Raw genomic sequence first — 26,053 nt, 5'->3', positions numbered from 1 at the left:
CGGTCAGATGATGGCTTTGATGCAGAAAATGGTGGTGTCCGGCTCGTTCGGTGACGGCGCAAACTCGAATTCCAGCGGCTCGCTCGCTTCGCGCGCCATGGTCAGAAACCCCAGGCCGGCGCCCTTGCTGTCGGCCGGCACCTCGGCGCGCAGCGCCTGCTTGTAGGCGGCCTTGATTTCGTCGACGGTCATGGTGCGCAGCCCTTCCAGGCGGCTGCGCAGTCCCGGCACGCGGTCGGTCGATACCGGATTGGCGCACAGCAGGAAGAAATGGTCGCCGCTGGTGCCGATGCAGAACGAGCCGCGCCGCATCTGGGAGTCGCGCTGGTCGGCCGGCGTAAGCGCCTCGGACGAATAGTGCATGATGTTTTGCGACATCTCGACAAACGCCGAGAAGATGCGGCGCCGCGTGGGACCGGCCGCGCCGGCGCTGTCCATGCGCGCGCGTATGGTTTCGGAGATGGCGGCCACCACCGGCTGCGAAAAATAGCCGGCATAAAAGAAGATGACCTGGCGCTTTTGCGCCACTTGCCATAGTTCGTCGAATTCCTCGTACAACACGGTGCTACTCCTTAGGGACGGCAACAAAAGAAAGTGAGATCGTCGCGGCGCGGCTGTGGTCCTTGCCACGCAGCCAGCGCCTCGAGCACGACGCCGGACAGCGCCGGGGCGCTGGCGTCGGCGTTTTCGGACAGCAGTTCGCGCACGCGGCGCTTGCCGAAGGCGATCGATTTCGGCCCGCCGATCTGGTCGATCAGGCCGTCGGTAGTGACAAACAGCAGCGTACCCGGCGTCAGCTCCACCACGTGGGTCGGCCATTCCTGGGCGGGATCGGTATCGACATAACCGAGGCCGGCGCGCTCGCCTTCGACCACCAGCAGCGGTTCGCCCGGCGCCAGCAGGTGCAGCGCGATGCGGGCGCCGGCAAAATACAGGCGCCGGGTACGCGGTTCGAACCACAGGAAGGCGGCATCGAGGCCGTCGTCCGATTCGGCCACGGCGCGCTGCTCGGTGGTCTGGCCCAGCAGCGCCTTGACGCCGCCGCTGACCTCCTGCAGCAGCCGGCCCGGCGTGCGCGGTCCCACGCGCAGCAGGGCGCCGCTGAGCACCTGCGAGGCGATCAGCGTCATGAAGGCGCCCGGCACGCCGTGACCGGTACAATCGCCCAGCGCCACGAACCAGCCGTCTTCATGCTGCTCGACCAGGTAAAAATCGCCGCCGACCAGGTCGCGCGGCTGCCATTCGAGGTGGGCGTCGGCGAGTTTGGCCAGCGCGTCGCGCGACGGTTTCAGGACCGCGCGCTGGATCACGCTGGCGTACTCGATGCTGTGCATGATCTGGCGGTTGCGCTCGGCCTGCATATTGGCCACCACGTTCATCAGTTGCAGGCCGAAGCCCACGCCGGCCAGTTCGCCTTCGCGGGTGATGATGAAGCCGTCGGCCAGCGCTTTTTCGCCGGAGGCGACGGCGCGGAAGGTCAGGTCTTCGATGCTGACGTCGCATTCGACGATCAGCGGTTCCTTGTCCATGAAGGCGATACAGCTCTTCTTGCCGTACAGCTCCTGGTAGAACGGCTTGGACATTTGCGACATGAAGATGTTACGGCTGATCAGGCCGATCGGGCGGCCGCCGTCCAGCACGGGTAAACTCATCAGGTCGCGGCGCTCGGTGAACAGCGCGTGCACGTCGGCGTTGCACGCTTCTGCCGCAATCGATACCGACTCGCGGCACAGATCGGCCGCAGTCGACTGGCGGTAACGTGGCAAATGCTGGCGGGAGGCGTCGAATTCCACAGTTCACCCAATCAAATAACAATGCAAAGTAGCAATCGGTATTGTAGTAACCCAATATGACGCCATTGTGACAACACTGTTATTGCTAGTGCACCAAGGAAAGCGCGCTGTGGTATCCGATCTCTTTCAGCGTGACCGCCATGGCTGCTGCCGCCACCGGCCGACCCAGCAGATAGCCCTGGGCCTGGTGGCAACCGAGCTCGCGCAGCAAGGCCATCTGGGCCGGGGTTTCCACGCCCTCCGCCACGACCGTCATGCCCAGCGCGCGCGCCATCGAGACGATGGCCTGGAAGAACACCCGGCCCTCATGCGAACGGTCGAGTTCGCGCGTAAACGCTTTATCGACCTTGAGGCCGTCGAGCCGCAGCCGTTGCAATTGCGACAGCGACGAGTAGCCGGTGCCGAAATCATCGACAAACACGCGCACGCCCAGCGCCCGGATCGCGGTCAGCTCGGCCTGCACATCGACCTGGTCGGCCACCATCGCCGATTCGGTGATTTCCACTTCCAGCAGGTCGGCCTCGAGTTCGTACTGCGTCAGGTGGCGCGCCAGCTGGGCGGCCACGCTGCCGTAACTGAACTGGCGCGGCGATACATTGATCGACACCGGCACCAGCGGCAGCCCCTGGTCGCGCCAGGCAGCCAATTGTGCGCAGGACTGGCGCATCACCAGCTCGCCCAGGCGGTTGATCAAGCCGCTCGCCTCGGCCAGCGGAATGAATTGCACCGGCGGCACCATGCCCAGCGTGGGATGCTGCCAGCGCAGCAGCGCTTCCATGCTCACCGGCTGGCCGCTGACCACGTCCACGCGGGCCTGGTAGTGCAAGCTCAACTGGCCGGCGTCGATGGCCTTGGCCAGGCTGTGTTTCAGATGGGCGCGGGCGCTGAGCAGCACGTATTGCGATGCGTCGAAGAAGCGGTAATGGCCTTTTTGCTCGCTCTTGGCGGAAAACAGGGCAATGTCGGCATGGCGCAGCAGGGCTTCGTGGTCGGCGCTTTCGCCGGAATAGCGTGGATAGCAGCTGATGCCGATCGACGCTTCGATGCGGTGCGATTCCACGCCCAACGATACCGGCTCGGCCAGCACGGCCAACACGCGTTCGGCCAGCAGGGCCAGCTCGGCGAGGTCGTTGCCTTCGCCAGCAGGATCCACCAGCAACAGGAATTCGTCGCCGCCCATGCGCACCACGCGGTCGCCGGTGCGCATCAGGGCCGCCAGGCGTTGCGCCGCCACTTGCAGCAACTGGTCGCCCACGCCGTGGCCTAGGGTGTCGTTGACATGCTTGAAGTCGTCCAGGTCCACCAGCAGCACCGCCAGCGCGCCGTAGCGGTCGGACGTGGCAGCCAGGCGGCGCGGCAGCTCGCGCACCAGCCATTGCCGGTTGGGCAAGCCGGTGAGCGGATCGTGCAGCGCCAGGTGTTCGATGTCGCGTTCGTGCAGCTTGCGCTCGCTCACGTCCTGCAAGGTGATGGCCAGGCAATCGCCCACGCGCACGATGCGGCGCCGGCCCCAGCAGATATTCAGGCGGCCATCGCCGGCCATCTGCCGCTCGTCTTCGTAGTTGCCGTCCTGTAGCGCCTTCAGATAGACCGGCAGCAGCGTCGTGCCGAACACGCCCTGGTCGAGGGCGGAGATGCGGCGGCCGATCAGTTGGTCGCGTTCGAGCCCATAGAAATAGGCGCCGCGCGCGTTGCAGTCGATGATGTCGAAATCGATGACCGCGCCGGCGCCGTCGCGCACGGCAGCAGCCAGGTAAAAGCCGTCGCTGCCGTGCTCGGTGGCCATGCGGTAGGCCTGGTGCGCAGCCTTGCGGCGCACGCGTTGGCGCTGGATGCCGCGGCTGTAGTGCGTGGCCAGCGCGCCCAGCAGGAGAGTCAGCAAGCCGAGCCAGAACGCACGGTTACGGCGCCGGGTCCAGTCGGTGGCGGCCGGCGCCAGCGCTTCGAGCGAGGTCATGCCGGCCACCGCCAGCACTGGGTAGGCGCTGGAGTGGCGCCAGCTCACCAGCCGTTCGGCGTGATCGTAAAAGGCGGCGCCCGGCATCAGGCGGGTGCCAACGCCGTTCCCCAGTTCGGGCGCCGTGGCAAACAGCGAAGCGCCGGGCGCCAGCGTCAACGTATTGCCATGTTCTTCCATGCGCAAGGTGCTGGCGTCGCCCAGCACGGCAACCACGCCATTGCCTCCCAGCAGGCGCTGGTTGTAGAACGAGGTCAGGTAGTGGGCGTCGAGCGTGAGTGCCAGCACGCCGGCAAAACCATCGTCGCGCTGGTCCAGGCGGCGCGTGAACTGGACGAATTCCTGGTTGGCTTGCAAGGTTCCGTCCGGCACGATGATGCGCAGCGCCGATGAATTATTGGTCTGATGAAAAGGGAATGAGGCCGGCACGCGGCCCTGGGCGCTGTGGGTGCGTCCGGCTCGGCGACGCCCGGCGCGGCTAAGCAGGCGGCCGTTGGCGTCGTAGATGGCGACCTCGGCAAACGCGGGATCGGTAAACATGCCGTCGCGGTACAAGGCATCGAGCTGCAGGGTACCGCCGCTCTGCTCCCAGCCATGCTTGAGCTGCATGGTGACCTGGTCCATCTGGGCGATGCTGCGGGTTAGGTAGTGCTCGAACGCATCGACGTGGGCGGCCAGCTCGCGCCGCGCGGTCTGCTCGACGTCGCGGCGGGTGCGTTCGGCGCTGACCACGGCGTGATTCCAGCAGGCGGCCGCTGCCAGCAAGGCCAGCAACAGCCAGGCCCAGGGCCAATATCGGGAGGCGAACGAGCGCAACATAACATCCAGGGGAACAAAAGTTTCCTGATGTTATCGCAGCAGTATGTCAGCCGCGTGACATTGTGTGATTTTGCGACGGTTATCCCGCCGCTGCCATCAACCGGACGGAAATCGCCTTGGCAGCGGGCACCATGCTTTCCAGTGCATGATGTTCAAGCGGCAGCAACGGATTGCATTCCGGGTAATAGCCGGCGATGCAGCCCGGCGGCACGTCGTAGGCGACCAGCTTCAGGCCCGGCACGGTGCGGACCACGCCGTCGTCGGTCACGCCGTGCACGTCCACCATATCTCCTTCCGCCAGGCCCAGGCGAGCGAGGTCTGCCAGGTTGACCAGCAAGACCTTGCGGCCGCCATAAATGCCGCGGAAGCGGTCGTCCTCGTTGTACACGGTGGTGTTGAACTGGCTGTCGCTGCGGATGGTAAACAGGCGCAGCACATCGCCGTCAATTGGCGGCTGGTCCGGGTCTTCGTCCAGCGTGGCCGGGGCGATGAAGTTGGCGCGGCCGTTCGGAGTTTTCCACTCGCGGTGCGCGGCCGGCACCGGACGCCGGAAGCCGCCCGGCTCCCACATGCGCGCGTTGAAATCCTTGAAGATGTCGGGGAAGGTGACGGCGATGGCGTCGCGGATGCGGCTGTAATCGGCCACCCAGTCGGCCCACGGCACCAGCGCGGCGCGTTCGGGCGGCAGCATCGCTTGCGCCAGTCCGGCCACGATGGCCGGTTCTGACCACAGCGTGCCGGCAGCCGGTTCGGCGCGGCCGCGCGAGCCGTGCATATAACCGGTGCTGTCCTCCACCGCCACCGACTGCTCGCCACCAGCCTGCCGGTCGATCTCGATACGGCCCAGGCATGGCAGCAGGTAATTGACGGCGCCCGGCACCACGTGGCTGCGATTGAGCTTGGTGGCAATCTGCACGTTCAGGCGCAGCTTCGACCAGGCCGGTTCCAGACGGTCGGTATCGGGTGCGGCGCGCAGGAAATTGCCGCCCAGGCCGATGAACGCCTTGACAGTACCATCCATCATGCCGCGACAGGCGGTCACGGTATTCAAGCCCTCGTCACGCGGCGGCGCAAAGCCGTACTGTTTTTCCAGCTGATCGAGCGGCGCCAGCTTCGGTTTCTCGGTGATGCCCACCGTGCGCTGGCCCTGCACATTGGAGTGGCCGCGCACCGGGCAGATGCCGGCGCCCGGTTTGCCGATATTGCCGCGCAAGAGCAGCAGGTTCGATACCATCTCGACGTTCTGCACACCGTGCCGGTGCTGGGTGAGTCCCATGCCATAGACCGCGATCACACGCTTGGCAGCGGCATAGGTGGCTGCCGCTTCTTCCAGCGCCGCGCGCGTCAGGCCCGACTCGCTCTCGATGGCGGCCCACGACGTGGCGCGTACCTTGTCCGCAAATTCGTCGAGGCCGGCCGTGTGTTCGGCGATGAACGCGGCATCGAGCACGCGCGCGCCGCCGGTTGCCTGCGCCGCGTCATCGCGCTCGATCAGCACCTTGCACAGGCCCATCAACGCAGCGCTGTCGCCGCCAGCTTTCACTTGCAGGTACTGGGTGCTGATCTGCGTTTCGGCAGTGCTCAGCATCTCGGCCGGCGATTTCGGGTTGGCGAACGACAGCAGGCCGGTCTCGCGCAAGGGATTGAAGGTAATCACGGGCACGCCCTGTTTGCGCGCGGCCTGCAACTGGTGCAGCATGCGCGGGCTGTTGGTGCCCACGTTCTGGCCGAAGAACAGGATGCAGTCGGTCTGTTCGAAATCGTCGAGATTGACCGTGCCGATCGGTACGCCGATGGTCTTCGGTAGCGCCACCGACGTGCTCTCGTGGCACATATTCGAGCTGTCCGGCAGGTTGTTGTTGCCGTACAGGCGCGCGGCCAGCTGGTACATATACGAGGTTTCCAGCGAGGCGCGGCCGGACGCGTAAAACACCGTGCTCTTCGGATCGAGCGCCTGTAACTCACGGCCGATTTCATCGAAGGCCGATTCCCACGCCACTTCCACGTAACGGTCGCTGGCCGGGTCCCAGCGCAGCGGCACGGTCAATCGGCCCACGGCTTCGAGCTGATGGTCGGACCAGGTGCGCAGTTCGGTCAGCGTATGCCGGTGGAAGAAATCAATGCCGATGCTTTTGCTGGTGATTTCCCAGGCCGTGGCCTTGGCGCCGCTTTCGCAAAATTCAAACGGGTGCGGATTGGCCGGCTTGGCCCAGGCGCAGCCCACGCAGGCATAGCCTTCGGTCTTGTTCTGGTGCAGCATGATGTTGCCGCCCTTGAGCAGCACGCCTTCTTCAAGCAGTATGGTGCCGACCTCCTTGACGGAGCCCCAGCCGCCGGCGGGATGGGGATAGGGTTCGGCTTGAGTTACTTTGGTCATCGGGGTTCCTGGCATGGTGGTCGGCTTGGGTTGGACTTCAGTGTGCTGTACCGCCCTTTCCGCTTCCGTGCGCGTGCGCACCGACCACAGAATGCGCTGGCGGCGACGATGCGCTTATTGCCACCAATTGTTAAATCCATGACCACTACCACCATCGATCAGGATGACCCCGTCGCCCGCAACCGCCGCCAGATCGCCCTGCGTGTCAAGCAGGGTGGCCTGTCTGCGTGGCTGTACGCGGTCGCGCAGATGGCCAAGTCGGCTGCCATGGCCTGGCTCGACCGCCGCGCCGCCAGCAAGGGGGCGGCTCTGACTTTGTATGTGCTGTTTTCGCTGGCGCCGATGCTGATGCTGGTGGTGGCGCTGGCCAGCCTGTTTTTTGACGAAGACGTGGTGCGCACCGCATTGCTGACGGAACTGGGCGGCCTGACGGGCACCCAGGGCAGCGAGGCACTAAAGGTGATCATTGCCGGCGCGCGCCAGGCCGATGGCAGCCTGGCGGCCAGCATCATCTCCGGCGTGATCGTGCTGGTCACGGCCACCAGCGCGTTTGCGGAACTCAAGGAAAGCCTGGACGAGCTGTGGCAGATTCCACCTTCGCAAGGCTCGGGCGTGTGGCTGTTCATCCGCGAACGCTTCCTGTCGTTCGGCCTGTTGATGGTGCTGGCGCTGATGCTGATGATGTCGCTGTCGATCAATGCCGGCCTGGCGGCATTCCAGAGCAGCTGGGCCGATCCCACCGATCCCGGCAAGATCTTGCAGTACGCTTTTTCGGCGTTGTCGATGATCATCATCACCGTGGTGTTCGCGTTCGTGTACAAGTACCTGCCCGCCACCCGCATCGCCTGGGGCGACGTGATCGTCGGCGCCATCCTGACCGCGCTGCTGTTTTTGGTCGGTAAAGTGTTGATCGGCCTGTACCTCGGCCACGGTGACTTCAGCAGCTCGTACGGTGCGGCCGGCTCCATCGTCGCGCTGATCACGTGGATTTACTATTCGGCGCAGATCTTCTTTTTCGGCGCCCTGTTCACCCACGAATACGCGACCACGCTGGGCAGCCGCCGCATCGACGGCGGGCCGGGCAAGGATGGCGGTTCGGGCGTGCGCTAAAGATTTTTAGGCGCGGTCACCGCCCCCACCGTCAACCCCACCGGACGCAGCAGCTTTTCCACGCTGGACAGGGTGGGACTGGTGTGCCCGCGTTCGATATCGGCCAGCGTGCGGCTCGAGACGCCGCACAGGCCCGCGTATTCGGCAATCGTCAGGCGCAAGGCAGTGCGGGTTTTGCGCAGCACGTCCGGGATCGGCATGGCCGGCTGCTGCGCCAGTTCCGCGGCCAGCGCGCGCCGCTGCGCCAGTTGCTCGGAAGGGCTGTGCGGAAGGTAGCGCTTGTCCATTACAACGCCTCCAGCTGCGCACGCACGTGCAGCAGCAATTTTTCGATCGGCTTCAGAAAAGCCTGTTCATCGATGCCAAGGTCCAGTGCGGCCTGATACACCCGGGCCAGCGGCTCGGCCAGGGTGCGCACACCCTGCCTCACCGCCGCCTCATCGAGACCGGCCGCCTGCGCCGCCTGGGCAATGGCGCTGGCCCATTGCGGCGAGCCGCCATCGTCCCGTTCCCAGCGCATTTTGCGCGCGATACCGTCCGGGTGCAGCCACATCGGCGCGAAGTCGAACAGCGGCGCCAGCACCACCGTACCATCCTGGCGGCGCTGAATTGCCGTGTTGCGGCCGTGGTTGTCCTTGTTGCCCAGCGCGATATTGGCAAGGTCGCGGCGGACGTATTCGATGACGTCTGCCAGCGGGTCGGTGGCCCACAGTCCCAGCCGGCGACACACCTCGTTATGGGTGGGCGCCACACCGAATCCGGTTAGTTCGCAGAACGCCGCCACGCTTTCCTGGCCGTGGCGCAGCACGATGCCATCAGCTACCGCACGGTCGAAGCGCGGAATGAACAACGCCCGGTCCACCAGCGTCAACGGCCGGTGCACATTCAGGCCCAGCATGGCGGCCAACTGCATGTACGGCGCTTCCAGGCGCAGGATATCGGCCAGGCGCGGATCGTCGCCGCGGCCAAACTTGACGATGAAATGTTCGTCGGCCTCGTGGTCCGGCAAAGTGTGATCGAGATAAAACAGGCCGTCGCGGGCGCGGGTGAGCAGTATCTTCGGCCACTCGCCCTGCACGCCCGACGAACCCGCCAGGAACAGCCCGTGCTGCGCCAGGTATTCGTTGAAGTCGCCCGCGCGGCGCGCCACCTCGTCCATGGTAAAGCCGCGCGGGTTTTCCCCGGTACGCTGCATGGCCCAGTGGTGCGCCTCGCGCACCCGTACATTGCCTACCGGGTTGCCGGCGCCAGCCAACAACAGCGCCCAGTCGGCTTCGCGCTCGGCATACTCGGGACGCTGCAATTGTTTCAGCACCTCGCGCCGGCCATGGCCTTGCGGCAGCAAGTCCACCAGGAAGGCCGGCCAGCCGGGCAATGTGTCGAGCGTGAGGCTCACTGGCAGCGCGGCCGACAAGGCGGCCGCGTCGCGCCTGTCCAGGCAGCCGATGGCGTGGGCGGACGTGTAGGCCAGCACGGTGGACGTGTCGATGCCGCGGCCAGCGTCGCCGGTCAGATCGACTGCGGCGGCATCGCGCCAGGCGCCGTCAAGGTAGAGTTCGAGGTTACACGTGGGCTTCATATAGGCAGAAGAGTAGCATTAATAAGCGCAATTTCAAGCATAATCAGGCTATTAAAGCTCCCAAATGACCGTATTGGGTGGCCGAGATAAATAGCTGCTAACATCGTCCTTTATCTGTAGATCCCGTCTATGCGCCTTGCTCTCCCCCTGCTGCTGTCCTGCATGCTATTGCCCGCCCGCGCCACCGACTGGCAAGCATTCCACTGGCAAATGGGCAGCCTGCAAGGTGGGCCGGTGGAGCGGCTGGGCGTGGTGCTGCCGGTCACCATCGACGGCATCGACTGCTACGCCCAGCTCGATACGGGCGCCAATGGTGGCGTGATCTGGCACGCGCAGCCGGACGCCGCTCAGGCGCCGGCCGCTGCCGAGGCACGCAAGGTGCTGGTGGAAATCGCGGGCGCCCGCGCATATGCCAGTGCCGAACCGGCCATCCTGGCGCGCTTGACCACCGCGCTCTGCAAACAGACCGTGATCGCCAGCCTGGGCAACGCCTTTTTTGAACAAGGCACGCTCACGCTCGACCTGGGCGGCGCCCGCCTGGCCTATGCGCCGCAACCGCTGCTGGCGAACGACGCCAGCGCCCAGCCGCTGTTCTATGCGCGCTGGACCGGCACCGGCGGCCATCCGCTGGTCGAGGTCGCGCAGCACGGCCGGCCACCCGGCTACGCCCTGCTCGACACCGGCGCCACCCGCTTCGGCCTTACCGCCACCAGGGCCGAAGAATGGGCCGCGCTCACCGGCAACGCGCCGCTGCAGGCCAGCGACAAGGTGCGCAAATACTCGGTCAAGAGCTGGGGCCGCGAGGTCGATTGCTACGAGACCGGGGCCGATGGCGACTTTATCGTGGGTGCCGTGGCGGTGGGCGCGGTAACGGCCGCGTATTGCGTGAACCAGGGGTTTGACGCGCCAGTGCGGCTGATCGGCGTGCTCGGTTTGAAGCCGTTGGGGGACCGGGTGATTACCATCGATTATCCGAGCCGACGCTGGAAGCTGGCACAATCTTCAACCGTCGCACCGTGATTCATTTCCACGTCTATAGACGGATGCATGGCCCGCGCGGCAGCAACGTCGTCGAACCGGATACAGAGGACTCCTTATGAAGCTCGTTGCTGCACAAATCGCGTCGATGGCTGGCGATATCGATCAAAATATGGTCAAGCATGTGCAATTGGTCGAACGCGCTGCCGACCACGGCGCCAATGGCATTTATTTTCCGGAGCTGTCGCTGACCGGCTATGAGCCCGGGCTGGCCGAAATGCTGGCGATGCTGCCGTCCGACCCGCGCCTCGATGAATTTCAGCGCCTGAGCGACCGCCTCGGCATGCTGATTGCCGTCGGCGCGCCCATGCGCGGCAACGACGGCATCGAGATCGGCATGATCGCCTTTCAACCGGGCGTGGCGCGCCGCGTCTATGCCAAGCAGCTATTGCATGCCGATGAACTGCCATTTTTCATTCCGGGCGCGCGGCAGCAGATATTCTCTTGCGGTGACCAGTTATTGGCGCCGGCCATCTGCTACGAATCGTTGCAACCGAACCATGCACAGCAGGCGGCAGACGCGGGCGCGCACATCTATTTCGCCAGCGTGGCCAAGTCCGCACGCGGCGTGGCTGCCGCGTATGCCCATTATCCGGCTATCGCCAGGCAGCACGCGATGACGGTATGCATGGCCAATTGCGTGGGCCCGGCCGATAACTTCGTGGGTGCCGGACAATCGGGTATCTGGAATACCGCCGGTGAACTGGTCATTAGCGCAGAGGCGACCGGCGAGGCACTGCTGATTTATAATTTTATAACCGGCTCAGGTGAATTGGTCGCGTTATAGCTCGTTGTGCGTTACGATGGCGGCGCCCCCTTCCCCGTTTCCACCTCTTACCTCCACGTGGATGACAAGGACTGCCGCCAAACCGGTTGCCAGTGCCATCGCGGACGGTTATTAGCGGTCGCTCTCGCGGCGCACCGCCGCAAACCGCAGCAGGTCGGCGGCTGCCACCGGCCGCGAGATATGGTAGCCCTGCAGGTAGTGGCAGCCCATCGCATCGAGCGCGTCGGCCTGGCCGGCGGTCTCCACGCCCTCCGCCACCAGTTGCAGGCCCAGGCTCTGCCCCATGGCGACGATGGTTGCCACCAGCGCGTGGCTGCGCGGGCTGTCCACCATGCCGGTCACAAAACCGCGGTCGATCTTGAGGGTGTTGATCTCGAACTGGGTCAGATAGCTGAGCGACGAATAGCCGGTCCCGAAGTCGTCGAGCGAAATGCTCACGCCCAGCTCGCGCAGCCGCCCCAGCGCCGCGCGTACCTGTTCGCCGTTACCGATCAGTACCCGCTCGGTCAGCTCCAGTTCCAGCCGCTGCGGCGCCAGGCCGTGTTCGGCCAGCGCCTGCTCCACCAGCACCAGGAACGCCGGATCGAGCAACTGCCGGGCCGAGACATTGATGCTGACCGCCAGGTGCGGCAATTGGTCGCGCCAGGCGCCCAGCTGGCGGCACGCTTCGGCCAGCACCCAGGCGCCGAGGTCGATGATCAGACCGCTGTCCTCGGCTACCGGGATGAAGCGATCGGGACCCACGTGCCCCAGGGTGGCGCTATGCCAACGCAGCAATGCTTCGACCTTGTCCATGCGGCCGGTGCGGGCATCGATGATCGGTTGATAGACCAGCCGAAGCTCACCGGCGGGAATCGCCCCGCGCAGCGCGCCGTCGATCACCAGCGCTTCGCGTGCGTAGGCGCTCATGCCGGCGTCGAAGAAGCGCAACGCGCCCCGTCCCGACTTCTTGACGTCGTGCATGGCGATATCGGCATTGCGCACCAGGGTATCGGCCTCGTCGCCGTCGCTGCCCTGGCAGGCCACGCCGATGCTGGCCGAAACCGTGATGGCGTGCGGCGCCAGCTCGAAGCTGACGCCCAGCGCGCGCAGCACCCGCTCGCCACAGGCAGCGGCCTGCGTCGGCGCCATGCCGGCGGCCAGTCCCGGCAGCACTACCACGAATTCGTCGCCGCCGAAACGGCCCAGCAAATCGCCCTCACCCACGCAACTGCGCAGCCGCGCCGCCAGCTGGCGCAGCAACTGGTCGCCGGTGGCGTGGCCGAACGAATCGTTGATGCGTTTGAACTTGTCGACGTCGATGAACAGCACCGCGCACTGCTGGCCGGCGTCGCGGGCGCGGGCCAATGCCTTGTCCAGCTCGATGCCCAGGCCGTGACGGTTGAGGGTGCCGGTGACATTGTCGTAGTGGGCGGCGCGGTAGAGCTGGTCGTCCTTTTTCTTGCGGTCGGTGATGTCCATCACCAGCATCATGCAAAACAGCTGGCCGCGCTCGTAGTGTGGCGAGGCGATCAGCTCCACCGGCAGCTCGACTTCGGTGCCGGCGCGGAATACCGTGGTCTCCACGTAGGGATAGGTCGCGGCGCTGGCAAAGCGCTGGAAATGGCCGGCCACCGTGGTGCGGGTGACGCCGGTCATCCAGTCGCCGATATTGCTGCCGATCAGTTGCCGCATGCCGGGTGCGCCCAGCAACTGCACGCAGCGTTCATTGGCGGTACGGATCACGCCGTCGCGGTCATAAACCAGGAAGCCTTTGCCCAGGCTGTCGATGGCGTGGGTGTAGCGCCGCTGGATCTTGTCCTGCACCGCGTGGATCAGGCACAGCATCGAGGCCGATTTGACCAGGAGCGACCAGATCAGCCACAGCTCGATCAGCTGCGGCACCAGGTACATGCCATTGGCCAGGTTGAACACGCCACGCAGCACGAATATCACCGCCAGCAAGTGGTAGCCGGTACGTTGGCTTAACAGACGCCAGCCGATCCACAGGAAAGTGAGGCCGTAAAGGCCGGCGGTCACCGATGCAATCGACCAGGGAACACCGATGGCGATAAAAACGCCATAGCAGGCAAAACCGAGCCCGACGGACACAGCGGCCGCCCGCCTCAGCCGTGCCGGGTTCAAGGTGCCAAGAAAGGCTTCGGTACCGGCCCAGAAACCGGCCACGCTGACGGTCAGCGTGAGCGCGGCCAGGGCAGTCTTGGGCAGGTAATCGGGGCCGAGGCTCCAGCACACGATGCCGAACGACAGCGCAAACTGGCCGACGGCCCACGCCAGCGCGTGCTTTTCATCGTTGTGGCGCCACCACAAAAACACCAGCACCATGCACAGGACGAGATCGACTCCGAGCGAAAAGAGGATAAAAATCTGTGAATCTACATTCATCTGGACGCCGGTTCGCGTGGTGGTTAGCGCAAACGATTGTAAATCACACTATGAACTTGGTGTTAATTTTATTTCCCAAAAGCAGGATTAATCACGGTTGCGACTGATCGAGCGACACGCCCAATTGCCGCTGCTCGGCGATGATTTCGCGCAGGTGCGCCGGCGTGGTGTGGACATTGCTGAGCACCACGCGCAGCACCGTGATGCCATCGGCAAATGGCGCGCGTTCGAGCACCGTGCGCGATACAAAGCTGTGGCCATTGGCCTTTTGCCGCTCCTGCAAGCGCGCATTGAGCTCGTTAACGTGGCGGTTGACGATGGTCGCCTCATCCACGCGGCCGGCAGCCAGCAATTGCGCCAGGCGCTGCCCCAGTGCCGGCGGCAGGTAGCGGTAAGTGAGGATGAAATTGTCCGAATTACTGGTCAGTTCGAAATCGGGCTGGCCAGCGATCAGCTCACGCATGGCGGCAGTCAGGCTGGCGGCGTGGCCGAGCAGCGTGGCGTATCCGCCCTCCCCCAGCAGCTTGAACGACACCCACAGCTTCAATGCATCGAAACGGCGCGAGCCTTCCAGCGAAGTCTGTCCCAGGTCGCCCGAATTGCTGCGGATGATGTAGTTGGCGTTGTGCTTGAGCAGGTCGAGACTGGCCGGGTCGCGGAACAGCACCATGCCCTGCGCCATTGGCACCCAGAACAGCTTGTGGCCATCGATCACCACCGAATCGGCCGCTTCGATGCCGGCATACAGCGGCCGGAAGCGCTCGGCCATCAGCAGCGCCCCGCCCCAGGCGGCATCGACGTGGAACCAGGCTTGCTCGCGCTGCGCGATGGCAGCCAGTTGCGCCAGCGGATCGATGGCGCCGGTCTCGGTGGTGCCGGCAATGCCGACGATGGCAACGATGCGGATGCGGTCGCGCTTGAGCGCGGCAATGGTGTCTTCGAGGGCGGCCAGGTCGATGCGGTTGTCGGCATCGACCGGGATGCGGTGCAGCGCGTCCTCGCCCAGGCCCAGCGTGCCCAGCGCCTTTTTCAGCGAATAGTGGGCGCGCGCCGAGGCGATCACCGCCAGGCCGCGATGACCGGACTGCTGCATCGCCGCGTAAATGCCGTGCTTGCGCACGCCGGGCAGCGTACGCTCGAGGGCCACCGCCAGCGCGGTCAGGTTGCCCATGGTGCCGCCGTTGACGACATTGCCCAGCGCGTGGTTTTTGGCGCGCATGGCGTCCGCGTACAGGGCGTCGGGCGCGCGATAGACCATGCGGTGCATCCAGCCGAGCACCTGTTTTTCCACCAGCGTGGACGCGTAGGCGGTTTCGATCTTGACCTGGTTCTGGTTCAGGGCGGCGGTGAGCGCTTCCACCAGCACGGTCATCCAGGGCAGCGCCTGGGTCATGTGGCCGATAAACTTGGGGTGGTTCAGGCGCGCGGTATGGGGCAGCAGCTTGCGTTGCAGCTCTTCCAGCACCCGGGCGGGCGCCATGCCGTCCGGGGGCGGCGCCAGCTCGGCGAACAGCGGCAGCAACTGGTCGATGGGCGTGACCGGATACGGCGACTTGCCCTCGGGCGTCAGCCAGTCGCGCACCATGCCTGCCATTTGCTGCAGCACGTCCGCATCCACCTGTTCGACCGCGAAATGCCGATTCAGCAATTCGCGCAAGTCGCTGTCACTCATCTGCTACCCTTCAACCCAATGCGGGGTGGCAGTATAAAACAAAGTGGCAAAAAAGTGCTTCAGATCAGCGTTCGCCACCGCCTTTTAGGCGCGCCAGCCGCCACGCACCGGCCGCAAATACCAGCCAGGCCAGCAGGCATACCGCTGCTGCCGCACGCCACGGGGCCGGCGCCGCGCCTGGCGCCGGCGCGAATACCGGCTGCTGGGCCGCCTGCGCCGGTCCGAACGGCAGGTCGGTAAACAGGTAGCCATAATAGAAATTGCGCAGCGCCTCGTGGAAGCTGCTGATGCGCTGCTGGTACGCCAGTTGCGCCGGCAGGTCGGTGGCGGCCAGCCGGTGCAGCACCGCCTGCACACCGACGCCGGGCAGCACCCAGCCCAGGCGGTCGGTCCAGGCCTGGCGCGCCAGAAGCCCGGCACGGTATTGCTGCACCTGCCCGGCCACGCTCTCGTCGCCCAGCTGGTGGAACGCGAAATACCACTTCCAGTGGAACCCCTCCGGCAGCGGCGCGCTGTGCTGCCATTGCGGGTGGCCGAGATAAAACTTGCGCATGGTCTCGTCGCGCGGCACTTCCCAGGCGCCGTGTACCACCTGGCGCTGCGCCAGCATCAGGTCCACGCCCTGGTGCACGGGAATGGCGCGGGTGAGCGCCACGTTGGCCAGCGTGGGCAACACCAGCGTGAGCACCGCCCACACGCCCATCAACGCCGTGGCATTGGTGACCGAGCGCCGGCCGTGCGCCCCGACCAGCAGCGACACGCCGATCCAGAACGCCAGGTAGCTGGCCGCCACCACCAGCACGATCACGCTCGCCCCCATGTCAAGCCCGGTCCACCCGGCGCCAGCCAGCACCGGCAAGACCAGGCAGGCCAGCAGCAGCGCAAAGCGCAGCGCCACCCGGCGGCGCCACAGGCGGCCGCCATCGGGCATGGCCGCCAGCATACGCAACCGACCGGACTGCCGCTCGCTCGACACCAGGTCGTGCAGCAGCGCGATCACGAACAGCGGCGACAGGTAAATCAGCACGAAGGCAAAGTCGAAGCGGCCCGGCAGCGCCACCTCGGGGTTGAAGGTCTCGCCTTCGTAGAGCTGCGCCTGCAGGCCGAGCGCGCGGATGCGCAGCGCGTATGGCGCCACGTCGCGCAGGCCCAGCGCCAGGAAGGCGGCGTCCGTCGGCGCGTCCCAGGTGTGGTGGAAGGTGTAGTAGGCGGCGCTGCCGGCGTTGCCGCCGGTGGCATTGCGCGTGGTCGCCACTGCGGCGTCCTGCGCCTGCAAGGCCGCCAGTTGGGCGATGGTGTCGCGCTGGCGCGCCACTTCCTGCACGCCGGACCACACCGAGAGCGTGGATAACACCAGCAACAGCAGCAAGGCCACCACCGACAGCCGGGAGCGGGCGATCAGGCGCCATTCGAAAATGAGCCAATGTATGGAATAATTCATCGCACGGCCCTCCCCAAACGGCCGCCCAGCCACCAGGTGAGCCCCGTCAGGGCCAGTATCCACAGGATCAGCGCGGCGCCGGCGGGCGCCGCGCGCAGCAGGATTTCATCGACCTGCGCCTGGCGGTAATGGAATGGCGGGAAGCCCTGCCAGTGGCTGTTCGAGATGCGGTTCTCCTTGCCGGCCTTGCCTTCGTCGGCGTAGTGCACTTCTTCCGCATGCAGTTTATTCAGACCCTGGATCAGCGCGTAGCGATAGGCTTCGCCCTGCTCGATGAAGCTGCGGAAGCTGGCCAGGTCGGTGCCGGAGGCTGTCATCGACAGGCGCCGCAGCGCCAGCGCGGGACTGAGCCAGCCGGCGTGATCGATCAGGCGGCTTTGCTCCTGCTGGCGGTCCATGCCGGCGGCAGCGTAGCGGTTGAACAGTTCCGTCGAGCGGCGTTCGCCTTCCATGCTCACCAGCCCTTTCAGGTTGACCGGCAGGTCTTCCACGCGGGTGACGTTGTACTGCTTGAGCAGGCCGTCGCGGAAGGCGGCGAACTTGGGATCCTGCGGGTTGTGCGAGTCGCCCAGCGCCAGGTAGTCGCGCTGGACGTTGATGACGTTTTCGTAACGGGTGGGCAGCGCCACGGCGTTGCTGGCCAGATCAGGAATCCAGCGCGGCAGCAGGATCACCGCTACCGTCCACACCGCCAGCAACACCAGCAAGGCATCGCGGCCCCGCGCGAACAAGGTCGAGACCAGCACCACGCCCACGGACCACAGCAGCAGCCAGCCGGTATAACCGCCCGCCAGCAGCAGCACCGGCAGCCACGGCGCGTGGCCGCTGGCCGCCATCCAGGCCAGGCCGGCCAGCGCCGGCAGCAGCATCAATGCGGTAAAGCCGCACAACGCCAGCAGCTTGCCCAGCACCAGCTGGCGGCTGGCCACGCCTTGCGCCAGCAGCACCCGCAAGGTGCCCGATTCGCGTTCGCGCGCCACGGCCGCGTGGCCGAAGAACACCAGCAGCAGCGGCGCCAGTACTTGCAGCACGAACGCTGGCGTCAACTGGCCGAAGCGCAGCAACAATGAGGTCTGGCGCACGTCACCGAAGTTGGCGCTGTTCTGCTGGTGCCCTTCGACGAACAGTGTGCTGCCGGTGTAACCGTCGATACCCGGATCGAACGCCGCCAGCGGGTTCACGGGCCGGAACAGAAAATGGCCGTAGTGGACCATGCGGTGCGGATGGCGGTCGGGCTGGGCCTGGAATTCGTGGTTCGACTGCGCCTGGTAGCGCGCCCGTTCGGCGTTGGCGCCGCGCTGCTGTTCGTACGCGGTCAGCGCGGCCACCAGCATCAGCACCGTCAATAGCAGCAGGCCGACCACGGCGGCGCGGTCGCGCGCCAGTGCGCGCCATTCCTCGAAGGCGATGCGTTTGGTCATGGAAGCGGCCATGGTCACGCTGCCCGGCCGGATTGCGCCGCTGGTGCGGCTGGTGCGGCTGGTGCAGCTTGGGCGGCATAGCGCCGGTGCAGCGCGCGCACGTCGAAGCGGTCGGCGCCGGTGGCGGCCACCTCCTCGCGCAGGCGGCCTGCCTCCAGGAAGCCGATGCGGTCGGCCACGTCGGCGGCGCTGAGCAGATCGTGGGTCACCATCAGGATCGCCACGCCCTGGGCGCGCAACACGCCCAGCAGGCGATTGAATTCGGAGATCGCTTGCGGATCGAGGCCGGACGTCGGTTCGTCGAGCAGCAGCGCCGGCACCTTGCGCGCCAGGGCCAGCGCGATCGCCACTTTCTGCCGCATGCCCTTCGAGAAACCGGCCACGCGGCGGTCGAACGCCGCCGCATCGAGGCCGGCTGCGCCCAGGGCCTGGTCGATGGCGGCAGCGTCTTCGTGCTGGCCGGCCAGGTGCAGCAGGTAGCCGACGTTTTCGCGCGCGCTCAAATGTTCGTACAGGGCGACGTTCTCCGGGATATAAGCGAGGTGGCGGCGCGCCTGCGCCGGTTCGCTCACGGGATCGAAGCCATTCACCTTGACCGTGCCGGCAGTGGGCGCGACAAAGCCGAGGAACAGGCTGACGCTGGTAGTCTTGCCGGCGCCATTGGCGCCCAGCAGCGCATAGATCTCGCCAGCGCGCACCTGCAAATCGAGCTGCTGCAAAATGATCTTCCCGCCATAACCGGCCACCACGGCGGTGGCGTCAAGCACGGGGCGGCCGCCCGGTTGAATGCCCTGCACGGGCGGGTGAAGACTGTCGATGGTCAAGCAATTCTCCTGGTCGGATGGGGTAGAAACACTGCAATCGCAACATGGTTGCGTTTATTAATGAGAATAATATCTCATTAGCGCATTGTTATGCCAGTCCAAAGATGTGCCGGGTTGTGCTCAAAGTGGTGATTGTTATCGTCGCTCAGGCAAGCGTAGTGCGAGCACCCGCTACTATTTCGGCATGAAACTTCTGACCTTTACCAAGCCCCTCGCCGCCACGTTGCTGGCGCTCGCCCACCTAGCCATGGCCGCACCGGCGTTGGCCGGTGCTCCCGCCAAAATCGGCACGGTCGCCGTGGCCCCGTCCGACGCGGTGCTGCAAGTGAGTCTCGACCGTGCGGACTGGACTTACGCGGTCGGGCAGGCTGCGACGTTTCGCGTCAAATTCAATCTCACGCCCTACCCGGTCGATGGCGTCGCCATTACCTATCGCCTGGGGCCGGACATGCTGGAAGGCGCCGAGCGTACTGCGACCGTGCCGGAACAGGGTTTGAGTCTGCCTGCGCCAGCGCTCGCGCAACCGGGTTTCGTACGGCTGCTGGTCAAGGCCACGGTGCAGGACAAGGTGCAGGAAGGCCGGGCCACGGCCGCGTTCAGTCCGCAGAACATCGTGCCGGTGCAAAGGGAGCCGGCGGACTTCGACCAGTTCTGGCAGGCGCAGAAGCGCGCGCTGGCCGCCGTCCCGCCGCAGTTCACGCTCACGGCGGCGCCAGCACTGTCGACCGATCAGGTGGAAGTGTCGTACCTGACTTTCCAGAACGTGGCGCAGCCGCCGGGCGGGCGCCCCACGCGCATCTATGGCGTGCTGTCGGTGCCGCGCGGCGCCGGGCTGTATCCGGCCGTGCTGCAAGTGCCGGGCGCCGGGGTGCGCGGCTACAAGGGCACGGCGGAGATGGCGGCCAAGGGTTACATCACGCTGCAGATCGGCATCCACGGCATTCCCGTCAACCTGCCCGACGAGTTGTACGAGCAGCTCAACTTCGGCGCGCTGGAAAGCTACAACCGCTACAACCTCGACAACCCCAACGCTTATTATTATCGCCGCGTGTACCTGGGCGCCTTGCGCGCGCTCGATTACCTGGCCCAGCATCCGAAGTGGGACGGCAGGAACCTGGTGGCGCAAGGCGGCAGCCAGGGCGGCCAGCTGGCGATCATGGCCAGCGCGCTCGATGCGCGCGTGACCGCCACCGTCGCGTCGTACCCGGCCTACAGCGATGTCACCGGCTACCTGCACGGGCGCGCGGGCGGCTGGCCGGGACTGTTCCGGCAAGATGCCCAGGGCCGCGTGCAGGACCAGCCGGTGGACGCCAAGGTGACGACCAGCGCCTACTACGACACCGTCAACTTCGCCCGCCGCCTGCGCGCGCCGGTGCTGTACTACGCCGGTTTCAACGACATGGTGACGCCGCCTACGTCCACGCTGGCGGTGTTCAACGTGATCACCGCGCCGCGCGAACTGGTGCTCGATCCGCAGCAGGTACACTTGACTACGCCGGAGCATCGAGCCACCATCGAGCGCTGGCTGGCGCAACAGGTTGGGGCAAAGCCGTAGGTGTTACCGTAGTCGAACAATAAAGTTCGACACAAATGCGACTAACTAAATTGATGGGGGAAAGAAATGGTAAGGGTCAGCGCCAAGAGTCTTTATCTGGCCGCGTTTTTGTTTCTGTCTTTTCAATCTCATGCTGAAGATTTGATACAGATCCATTTAGTATCCGGCCTGTCCACACTGAGGCAGGCTGTGACGAAATCATCGATTGTGGCGAAAATACAGGTTACCTCAATTTCTCCTGTTTTGGATGAAGCTTTAAAGGAAAAGCCTGCTTGCGGGTTTCTGTATGGTGCAAAAGTCATTCAGTCATTCAAGGGTGGTTCCGATAATTTTAATTTTTTTATGCCATCAAGAGTTGGTTTATTTTCTCCCGGAAAGAATTATCTGGCTTTTGTCAAATATCGAACGACAGATGAGCAGAACCTTATTTTTTCAAACTTTGATAGTGCAATGAGTCCATCTGAGAGCTACTCGGCCAGGTGCAGGTTCAGAAGTGGTTTTTATGTATCGGCAAATTCTCCTCTTGTTTTTCCTTTTGATATAGATGCGGGAAAGCAGTTTGGTGGCCAGTGGTTAGCAGATGCGCCTGGAATAAGTTTTTGTCAATACGAGGTGGGTTATTCGGAAGAGAATGATAATTTTTCCAGAAAAAATAAGTTGGGAGAATCTTTTGTGAATTGGTTGGAGGTGGAGCGTCTGATCAAAAAATCCAACAGGTGGTTTGATTTTTTTCGACAACATACAATTGATTCGTGTATTGAATAAACGTTTGTATGGAAGAGAATTTTGAGAAGGTGTGGCAGGTGGTACCGGAGTACTGGGGCGAGGCGCCACACCCGACCCTGACGGGCGTGGGTGTGACGTGGTTGTACGGGTTTCAGTTCGAGATCAAGGTGATCGCGAAGCTACCCGTCGCCAGTTAATACAGCACGACCGAGCGGATCGACTCGCCGGACTTCATCAAGTCGAAGCCCTCGTTGATACGCTCGAGCGGCAGGCGGTGCGTGATCAGGTCGTCGATATTGAGCTTGCCGTCCATGTACCAGTCAACGATCTTCGGTACGTCGGTACGGCCACGGGCGCCACCAAAAGCGGAACCTTTCCACTCGCGGCCCGTCACCAGCTGGAACGGCCGGGTCGAGATTTCCTGGCCCGCCGCCGCCACGCCGATGATGAACGACTGGCCCCAACCCTTGTGGGTGCACTCGAGCGCTTCGCGCATCAGTTGCGTGTTGCCCACGCACTCGAAGCTGTAATCGGCGCCGCCGTCAGTCAGTTGCACGATGTGGTCAACCACGTTCGGCGTGTCTTTCGGGTTGATGAAATGGGTCATGCCGAACTTGCGCGCCATTTCCTGGCGGTTCGGGTTGATATCGACACCGATGATTTTATCGGCGCCAACCATCTTGGCCGCCTGGATCACGTTCAGGCCGATGCCGCCCAGGCCGAACACCACCACGTTGGCGCCCGCTTCCACCTTGGCCGAGAACACCACGGCGCCCACGCCGGTGGTGACGCCGCAACCGATGTAGCAAACTTTATCGAACGGCGCGTCTTCGCGGATTTTCGCCAGTGCGATTTCCGGCACCACGATGTAGTTCGAGAAGGTCGAGGTACCCATGTAGTGAAACAGCGGCTTGCCGTCCAGGGAGAAGCGGCTGGTCGCATCAGGCATCAGGCCCCGGCCTTGCGTGGACCGGATGGCCTGGCACAGGTTGGTCTTGCGCGACAGGCAGAATTTGCACTGGCGGCATTCAGGGGTGTACAGCGGGATGACGTGGTCGTCTTTTTTCAGCGTGGTCACGCCGGGGCCGACATCGACCACGATGCCTGCGCCTTCGTGGCCAAGAATCGCCGGGAAAATGCCTTCCGGGTCGGCGCCGGACAACGTGTAGTAGTCGGTATGGCAGATGCCGGTGGCTTTCAGTTCGATCAGCACCTCGCCGGCGCGCGGGCCTTGCAGGTCCACTTCCTCGATGGTGAGCGGCGCGCCTGCGCGCCAGGCTACGGCTGCTTTGGTTTTCATGGTGTTTCCCTTTGCTTGAAGATGCGCGATTCTGGCACCCGCAAGCCTGCGCGTGGGGCGGCGCCGCGGAGAATGGCAGGATTTGGTGCAATAATGACCGGATTTTCTCCTGACACCAGCGCTTCATGACAGTCACACCCGCAGCAATCACCATCGACATCGTGGTCTACCCCGGCTTCAAGGCCATGGAAGCCGTCGGCCCCATGTCCGTTTTCGAGTACGCCAACCTGCATTTGCAGCGGCGCGGCCACCCGCCCGGCTACGACGTGCGCATCGCCTCGTGCCAGGCCGGCCCGGTACGTTCCGATACCCTGATGTCGCTCGACGCCACCAAGGCCCTCGATCCGCTGGCATTGCCAGACAACGCCATCATCGTCGGCGCGCGCCACATCCGGGAAGCGCTGGTGGACAGCGCCGCCATCATCGCCTGGGTGGCGGCAGTGGCGCCGCGCATCAAGGCGTTGACCGCGCTGTGCTCGGGCGCCTTTTTCCTGGCCGCCGCCGGCGTCCTCGATGGCAAGCGCGCCACTACCCACTGGAGCGTGGCCGAGCGGCTGCAAGCCGAGTACCCGGCCATCGAAGTCGATGCCGACGCGATCTTTCTGCGCTCCGGCAATGTGTGGACGTCGGCCGGCGTCACCGCCGGCATCGACCTGGCGCTGGCGCTGGTGGAGGAAGACTATGGCCGCGATCTGGCGCTGGAAGTGGCCACCGAGATGGTCGTGTATCTGAAACGCCCGGGCGGACAGTCGCAGTTCAGCGCCCACCTGCTCAGCGAGCGTACCACCCGCCCCACCATCCGCGAACTGCAAAACTGGATCCTCGAGCACCTGGACGAGAAGCTCACCGTGGCACAACTGGCACAGCGCGCGATGATGAGCGAGCGCCATTTCGCCCGTGTGTTCCAGCAGGAGGTGGGCCTGAGCACGCAAGAGTTCATCGAGCTATGCCGGTTCGAGCGCGCCACCCAACTGCTGGCCGACCTGGCGCTGCCGCTCAAGACGGTGGCGGCGCGCGCCTGCTTCACGGACGAAGCCCATATGCGGCGCGTATTCATGAAAAAGCTCGGCATCACGCCGCGCGTGTACCGCGAGCGGTTCGCTACCACAGGGGTCGATGGCTGAAACGCGTTACGGACAAGGCCCGTCACCCGGCGCGGCTCCCAGGGTCTCCGCAGGGGTAATCGTGGTGGACATCGGCAGTTGCAGAGGCAGCTTCACCAGCGGGAACATGGCGCGATAGGCGGTCAGCTCGCACTCGGCGGTGACGGCGGGATCGCAGATCCGCACCCGCACCAGCCGGATGCACGCGGCGCTGTTGGGATCCTTCATGCAGGCGATGCGGTTGTTCACCGGGCACGCTGGCATGTTGCCGGCGGCGATCGGCTGCATCACCTCCGTTCCTGCGCCAGACAACGACATGTAGTCGATGCGCACATGGGCATCGCCGACCGGCGCGCCCATGATCAGGTTGCCGGGCACGGTGCGCAGCACCGCACGCTGGCGCACCGCCGCCATCGCTTGCGGGTTGGAGAAATCGGCGCTGGCAGCGGCAATCGCCGCGCGCTGCGTCACCATGTACAAGGCGTTGTACAGGTACATGGCGCGTCCCACTTCCAGCACCCCGCAGGCGATGGTCAGGAATACCACCAGCACCAGCGAAAACTCCGCCGTCACCAGGCCGCCCGCCCTGCGCACGGCGCTCACCGGTACAACTCCACCGGGCCGCCCAGGGTATGCTCGGGCGCCAGGCCGCCAAACTCCGCATACAGCGCGGTGGGCGTGGCCGGTACCGTCATCAGGAATTTGCCGATGGCCAGCACGGTGGCCGGCTCGGGGCCGCCGGTCGCCACCGGGCAGGCCAGCAAGGGCACGTTGAGCACCCGGCGATTGGTCACGCCCTTTTGGGTCACCGGCGGCGCCTGGAAATTGGTCCCGCTCGTGCTTTGGTAGGGGATGGTGCCGGGATAGTTCTTGGCTGCGGGTGCGCCCGGTGCGTACAGGCTGGCCCAGTCGCCGGCGCCAAAGGTCGCGTAACCGGCCGCCGGTTCATCGACGCCCTCCTTCCATTCGCTGAACGGCACCGCCCTGGCATAGGCCCACAACGGCCCGTATGCTTTAGGATCGGTGCCGGCGGGCGCTGGCGACAGGTCGGCAATGGTGCGGCGCTTGCCGCCGGTGGTGGTGACCTGCGCGCCTTGCTCATTGGGCGTGGCGGCCATCCACGGCACGCCGCCGTCGCGCAGATACGGCCGCGAGTTACGGTCCACCACCGCTGTCGTGGCCGTGCACAGGTTGTTTTCGTACTGGGAGAAACGCGAGTTGAGCTGGCGATACAACGCTGCCAGCGGAAACGGCTGCGCCACCATCACCTTGCCGCCCTGCAGTGTGATGATGCCCAGCTGGCCGGTACATACGTGCGGCCCCACCACGGCATCGCTCAGTCCGGGGGCAACGCCAGAGCCGCCGGCTTGCCCCGCTGCGAGCGTGGGATGAATCACGAAGCTGACGGGAGCGACGCCGTCCGGATTGAGTTGCATGAGATCGTAGGCGACGCCGCGCCGGAAGCCGTATTCCACCAGCTCCTCGGTGGCCGGCGGACCGGCATTGACGCGCTTGGCACCGGCCACCCCGGACATCGCACACACCGCCAGCGGCATGACGTCGATGCCGGAGCGGCCCGCCACGGCGGTGGCGGCCACTGCCACCGATTGCATGGAAGAGTGGAGCATCCTGATGATGAACAGCGTGACCGAACCGACCGCCGCATCGAGCTGGCCGGTATCGGCGCGCACGAACAGCAGTCCCGCCGCCGCCGCCCTGGCCGCATCCGCGCTCTGCCAGCCGCCGGTTGGCGTGGCGCCGAACAACAGCATGTCGTCGCGCCACGCCAGCGTGCGCGAGCCATAGCGATAGTGCAGGTCGGCCAGCGCCTCCGCGCCCTTGGCCAAGGCATTGTCGATGCCGCCGGCCTTGCCATTGAGCTGCTGGGCAGCGGCCACCGCCACCGTGCGCGCGGCGAGATCGAGCTCCTGGCGGCGATACTGCACCAGCGCCAGGTCGAGCGCCATGCCGCTGAACACCAGCAGGCCCAGCACCATCATGATGAACATGAGCGCGGTAACGCCGCCCTGGCGACGACGAGAAAAGGCGATAAATATTTCCATTGCGAAATTGTAGATCACGGGAAATATACGGGATTGCGACAACTCAATGAGCTTTGGTACAATAATGAGAATAATTCTCAATCAAAGCTCGAATTCAGCTCCC

At 64.8% G+C, this 26,053-nt stretch carries 20 protein-coding genes and 1 pseudogene; 7 read left to right on the top strand and 14 right to left on the bottom strand.

Features of this window, described 5'->3' with window-relative positions; translation table 11 throughout:
• Window positions 1–3: 3 nt before the first annotated feature.
• The 4 genes from F8197_RS03900 to F8197_RS03885 form a co-directional block, all read right to left on the bottom strand.
• Window positions 4–561, bottom strand: a complete 558-nt coding sequence (locus tag F8197_RS03900) for a SiaB family protein kinase (RefSeq protein WP_373996781.1) — start codon at window positions 559–561, stop codon at window positions 4–6.
• Between the two features lie 11 nt (window positions 562–572).
• Window positions 573–1,793 carry a SpoIIE family protein phosphatase gene (locus tag F8197_RS03895; RefSeq protein ID WP_373996780.1) on the bottom strand — a complete coding sequence of 407 codons (1,221 nt, stop codon included), beginning with the start codon at window positions 1,791–1,793 and terminating at the stop codon, window positions 573–575.
• 85 nt (window positions 1,794–1,878) lie between these two features.
• Window positions 1,879–4,569 carry an EAL domain-containing protein gene (locus tag F8197_RS03890; protein ID WP_152880105.1) on the bottom strand — a complete coding sequence of 897 codons (2,691 nt, stop codon included), beginning with the start codon at window positions 4,567–4,569 and terminating at the stop codon, window positions 1,879–1,881.
• Between the two features lie 79 nt (window positions 4,570–4,648).
• Window positions 4,649–6,946 (bottom strand): FdhF/YdeP family oxidoreductase, encoded by a 2,298-nt coding sequence (locus tag F8197_RS03885; protein ID WP_152880103.1) that lies wholly within the window; start codon window positions 6,944–6,946, stop codon window positions 4,649–4,651.
• 138 nt (window positions 6,947–7,084) lie between these two features.
• Here F8197_RS03885 and F8197_RS03880 point away from each other — a divergent pair, with 138 nt between their 5' ends.
• Window positions 7,085–8,056: a YihY/virulence factor BrkB family protein gene (locus F8197_RS03880; protein WP_152880102.1), complete on the top strand. Its 972-nt coding sequence runs from the start codon at window positions 7,085–7,087 to the stop codon at window positions 8,054–8,056.
• Here the strand turns inward: F8197_RS03880 and F8197_RS03875 are convergent.
• Both F8197_RS03875 and F8197_RS03870 read right to left on the bottom strand, forming a co-directional pair.
• Complete coding sequence (locus tag F8197_RS03875) at window positions 8,053–8,343, bottom strand: helix-turn-helix domain-containing protein (RefSeq protein ID WP_152880100.1); 291 nt, start codon at window positions 8,341–8,343, stop codon at window positions 8,053–8,055. The genes F8197_RS03880 and F8197_RS03875 overlap by 4 nt on opposite strands.
• Window positions 8,343–9,635 (bottom strand): type II toxin-antitoxin system HipA family toxin, encoded by a 1,293-nt coding sequence (locus F8197_RS03870; RefSeq protein ID WP_152880099.1) that lies wholly within the window; start codon window positions 9,633–9,635, stop codon window positions 8,343–8,345. The genes F8197_RS03875 and F8197_RS03870 overlap by 1 nt, the downstream gene beginning before the upstream one ends.
• Before the next feature lie 162 nt (window positions 9,636–9,797).
• Here F8197_RS03870 and F8197_RS03865 point away from each other — a divergent pair, with 162 nt between their 5' ends.
• Both F8197_RS03865 and F8197_RS03860 read left to right on the top strand, forming a co-directional pair.
• Complete coding sequence (locus F8197_RS03865) at window positions 9,798–10,655, top strand: hypothetical protein (protein WP_152880097.1); 858 nt, start codon at window positions 9,798–9,800, stop codon at window positions 10,653–10,655.
• Between the two features lie 76 nt (window positions 10,656–10,731).
• Complete coding sequence (locus F8197_RS03860) at window positions 10,732–11,460, top strand: carbon-nitrogen hydrolase family protein (protein ID WP_152880095.1); 729 nt, start codon at window positions 10,732–10,734, stop codon at window positions 11,458–11,460.
• A gap of 111 nt (window positions 11,461–11,571) precedes the next feature.
• On the opposite strand, the gene F8197_RS03855 is transcribed toward F8197_RS03860, so the two are convergent.
• The 5 genes from F8197_RS03855 to F8197_RS03835 form a co-directional block, all read right to left on the bottom strand.
• Window positions 11,572–13,845: a bifunctional diguanylate cyclase/phosphodiesterase gene (locus F8197_RS03855; RefSeq protein ID WP_152880093.1), complete on the bottom strand. Its 2,274-nt coding sequence runs from the start codon at window positions 13,843–13,845 to the stop codon at window positions 11,572–11,574.
• Window positions 13,846–13,936: 91 nt separating this feature from the next.
• A complete protein-coding gene (locus tag F8197_RS03850) occupies window positions 13,937–15,517 on the bottom strand; it encodes an aminotransferase class V-fold PLP-dependent enzyme (protein WP_152880092.1) in 1,581 nt (526 codons plus the stop codon).
• Between the two features lie 64 nt (window positions 15,518–15,581).
• Window positions 15,582–16,958, bottom strand: a complete 1,377-nt coding sequence (locus F8197_RS03845) for a DUF3526 domain-containing protein (protein ID WP_152880090.1) — start codon at window positions 16,956–16,958, stop codon at window positions 15,582–15,584.
• A complete protein-coding gene (locus F8197_RS03840) occupies window positions 16,955–18,379 on the bottom strand; it encodes a DUF3526 domain-containing protein (RefSeq protein ID WP_227012050.1) in 1,425 nt (474 codons plus the stop codon). Before F8197_RS03840 ends, F8197_RS03845 begins: the two co-directional genes overlap by 4 nt.
• 14 nt (window positions 18,380–18,393) lie before the next feature.
• Window positions 18,394–19,203, bottom strand: a complete 810-nt coding sequence (locus F8197_RS03835; RefSeq protein ID WP_152880086.1) for an ABC transporter ATP-binding protein — start codon at window positions 19,201–19,203, stop codon at window positions 18,394–18,396.
• 184 nt (window positions 19,204–19,387) lie between these two features.
• On the opposite strand from F8197_RS03835, the gene F8197_RS03830 reads away from it, so the two are divergent.
• From F8197_RS03830 to F8197_RS03820, 3 genes and pseudogenes are all read left to right on the top strand, one after another.
• Window positions 19,388–20,758, top strand: coding sequence for an acetylxylan esterase (locus tag F8197_RS03830; RefSeq protein ID WP_152880084.1), 1,371 nt, complete (start codon window positions 19,388–19,390; stop codon window positions 20,756–20,758).
• Window positions 20,759–20,824: 66 nt separating this feature from the next.
• A complete protein-coding gene (locus F8197_RS03825) occupies window positions 20,825–21,523 on the top strand; it encodes a hypothetical protein (protein ID WP_152880082.1) in 699 nt (232 codons plus the stop codon).
• Between the two features lie 11 nt (window positions 21,524–21,534).
• Window positions 21,535–21,681, top strand: a pseudogene (locus F8197_RS03820) (endoribonuclease L-PSP); the annotation flags it as partial.
• Here the strand turns inward: F8197_RS03820 and F8197_RS03815 are convergent.
• Entirely contained in the window at window positions 21,678–22,784 is a 1,107-nt protein-coding gene (locus F8197_RS03815; RefSeq protein ID WP_152880079.1) for an S-(hydroxymethyl)glutathione dehydrogenase/class III alcohol dehydrogenase, read from the bottom strand. The pseudogene F8197_RS03820 and the gene F8197_RS03815 overlap by 4 nt on opposite strands.
• A 125-nt stretch (window positions 22,785–22,909) precedes the next feature.
• Between F8197_RS03815 and F8197_RS03810 the strand changes: the two genes are divergently transcribed.
• On the top strand, window positions 22,910–23,908 hold the full coding sequence (locus F8197_RS03810) for a GlxA family transcriptional regulator (protein WP_152880077.1): 999 nt from the start codon (window positions 22,910–22,912) through the stop codon (window positions 23,906–23,908).
• Between the two features lie 6 nt (window positions 23,909–23,914).
• Here F8197_RS03810 and F8197_RS03805 read toward each other — a convergent pair whose 3' ends face one another.
• Both F8197_RS03805 and F8197_RS03800 read right to left on the bottom strand, forming a co-directional pair.
• Window positions 23,915–24,490 (bottom strand): TadE family protein, encoded by a 576-nt coding sequence (locus F8197_RS03805; protein ID WP_373996779.1) that lies wholly within the window; start codon window positions 24,488–24,490, stop codon window positions 23,915–23,917.
• A complete protein-coding gene (locus F8197_RS03800; RefSeq protein WP_152880075.1) occupies window positions 24,487–25,950 on the bottom strand; it encodes a pilus assembly protein TadE in 1,464 nt (487 codons plus the stop codon). The genes F8197_RS03805 and F8197_RS03800 overlap by 4 nt, the downstream gene beginning before the upstream one ends.
• Window positions 25,951–26,053 lie beyond the last annotated feature (103 nt).

Source organism: Duganella sp. FT27W (assembly GCF_009295655.1).
Taxonomy (GTDB): domain Bacteria; phylum Pseudomonadota; class Gammaproteobacteria; order Burkholderiales; family Burkholderiaceae_D; genus Rugamonas; species Rugamonas zoogloeoides.
This window is presented reverse-complemented; position numbering and strand designations above follow the sequence as displayed.

Excerpts from the sequence above, each read along its gene's own strand:
- F8197_RS03840 (WP_227012050.1), bottom strand. The coding sequence starts at position 18,379 with ATGACCAAACGCATCGCCTTCGAGGAATGGCGCGCACTGGCGCGCGAC.
- F8197_RS03865 (WP_152880097.1), top strand. The coding sequence starts at position 9,798 with ATGCTATTGCCCGCCCGCGCCACCGACTGGCAAGCATTCCACTGGCAA.
- F8197_RS03830 (WP_152880084.1), top strand. The coding sequence starts at position 19,388 with ATGAAACTTCTGACCTTTACCAAGCCCCTCGCCGCCACGTTGCTGGCG.
- F8197_RS03890 (WP_152880105.1), bottom strand. The coding sequence starts at position 4,569 with ATGTTGCGCTCGTTCGCCTCCCGATATTGGCCCTGGGCCTGGCTGTTG.
- F8197_RS03880 (WP_152880102.1), top strand. The coding sequence starts at position 7,085 with ATGACCACTACCACCATCGATCAGGATGACCCCGTCGCCCGCAACCGC.
- F8197_RS03855 (WP_152880093.1), bottom strand. The coding sequence starts at position 13,845 with ATGAATGTAGATTCACAGATTTTTATCCTCTTTTCGCTCGGAGTCGAT.
- F8197_RS03875 (WP_152880100.1), bottom strand. The coding sequence starts at position 8,343 with ATGGACAAGCGCTACCTTCCGCACAGCCCTTCCGAGCAACTGGCGCAG.
- F8197_RS03885 (WP_152880103.1), bottom strand. The coding sequence starts at position 6,946 with ATGACCAAAGTAACTCAAGCCGAACCCTATCCCCATCCCGCCGGCGGC.
- F8197_RS03825 (WP_152880082.1), top strand. The coding sequence starts at position 20,825 with ATGGTAAGGGTCAGCGCCAAGAGTCTTTATCTGGCCGCGTTTTTGTTT.
- F8197_RS03860 (WP_152880095.1), top strand. The coding sequence starts at position 10,732 with ATGAAGCTCGTTGCTGCACAAATCGCGTCGATGGCTGGCGATATCGAT.
- F8197_RS03850 (WP_152880092.1), bottom strand. The coding sequence starts at position 15,517 with ATGAGTGACAGCGACTTGCGCGAATTGCTGAATCGGCATTTCGCGGTC.
- F8197_RS03810 (WP_152880077.1), top strand. The coding sequence starts at position 22,910 with ATGACAGTCACACCCGCAGCAATCACCATCGACATCGTGGTCTACCCC.
- F8197_RS03815 (WP_152880079.1), bottom strand. The coding sequence starts at position 22,784 with ATGAAAACCAAAGCAGCCGTAGCCTGGCGCGCAGGCGCGCCGCTCACC.
- F8197_RS03800 (WP_152880075.1), bottom strand. The coding sequence starts at position 25,950 with ATGGAAATATTTATCGCCTTTTCTCGTCGTCGCCAGGGCGGCGTTACC.
- F8197_RS03870 (WP_152880099.1), bottom strand. The coding sequence starts at position 9,635 with ATGAAGCCCACGTGTAACCTCGAACTCTACCTTGACGGCGCCTGGCGC.
- F8197_RS03845 (WP_152880090.1), bottom strand. The coding sequence starts at position 16,958 with ATGAATTATTCCATACATTGGCTCATTTTCGAATGGCGCCTGATCGCC.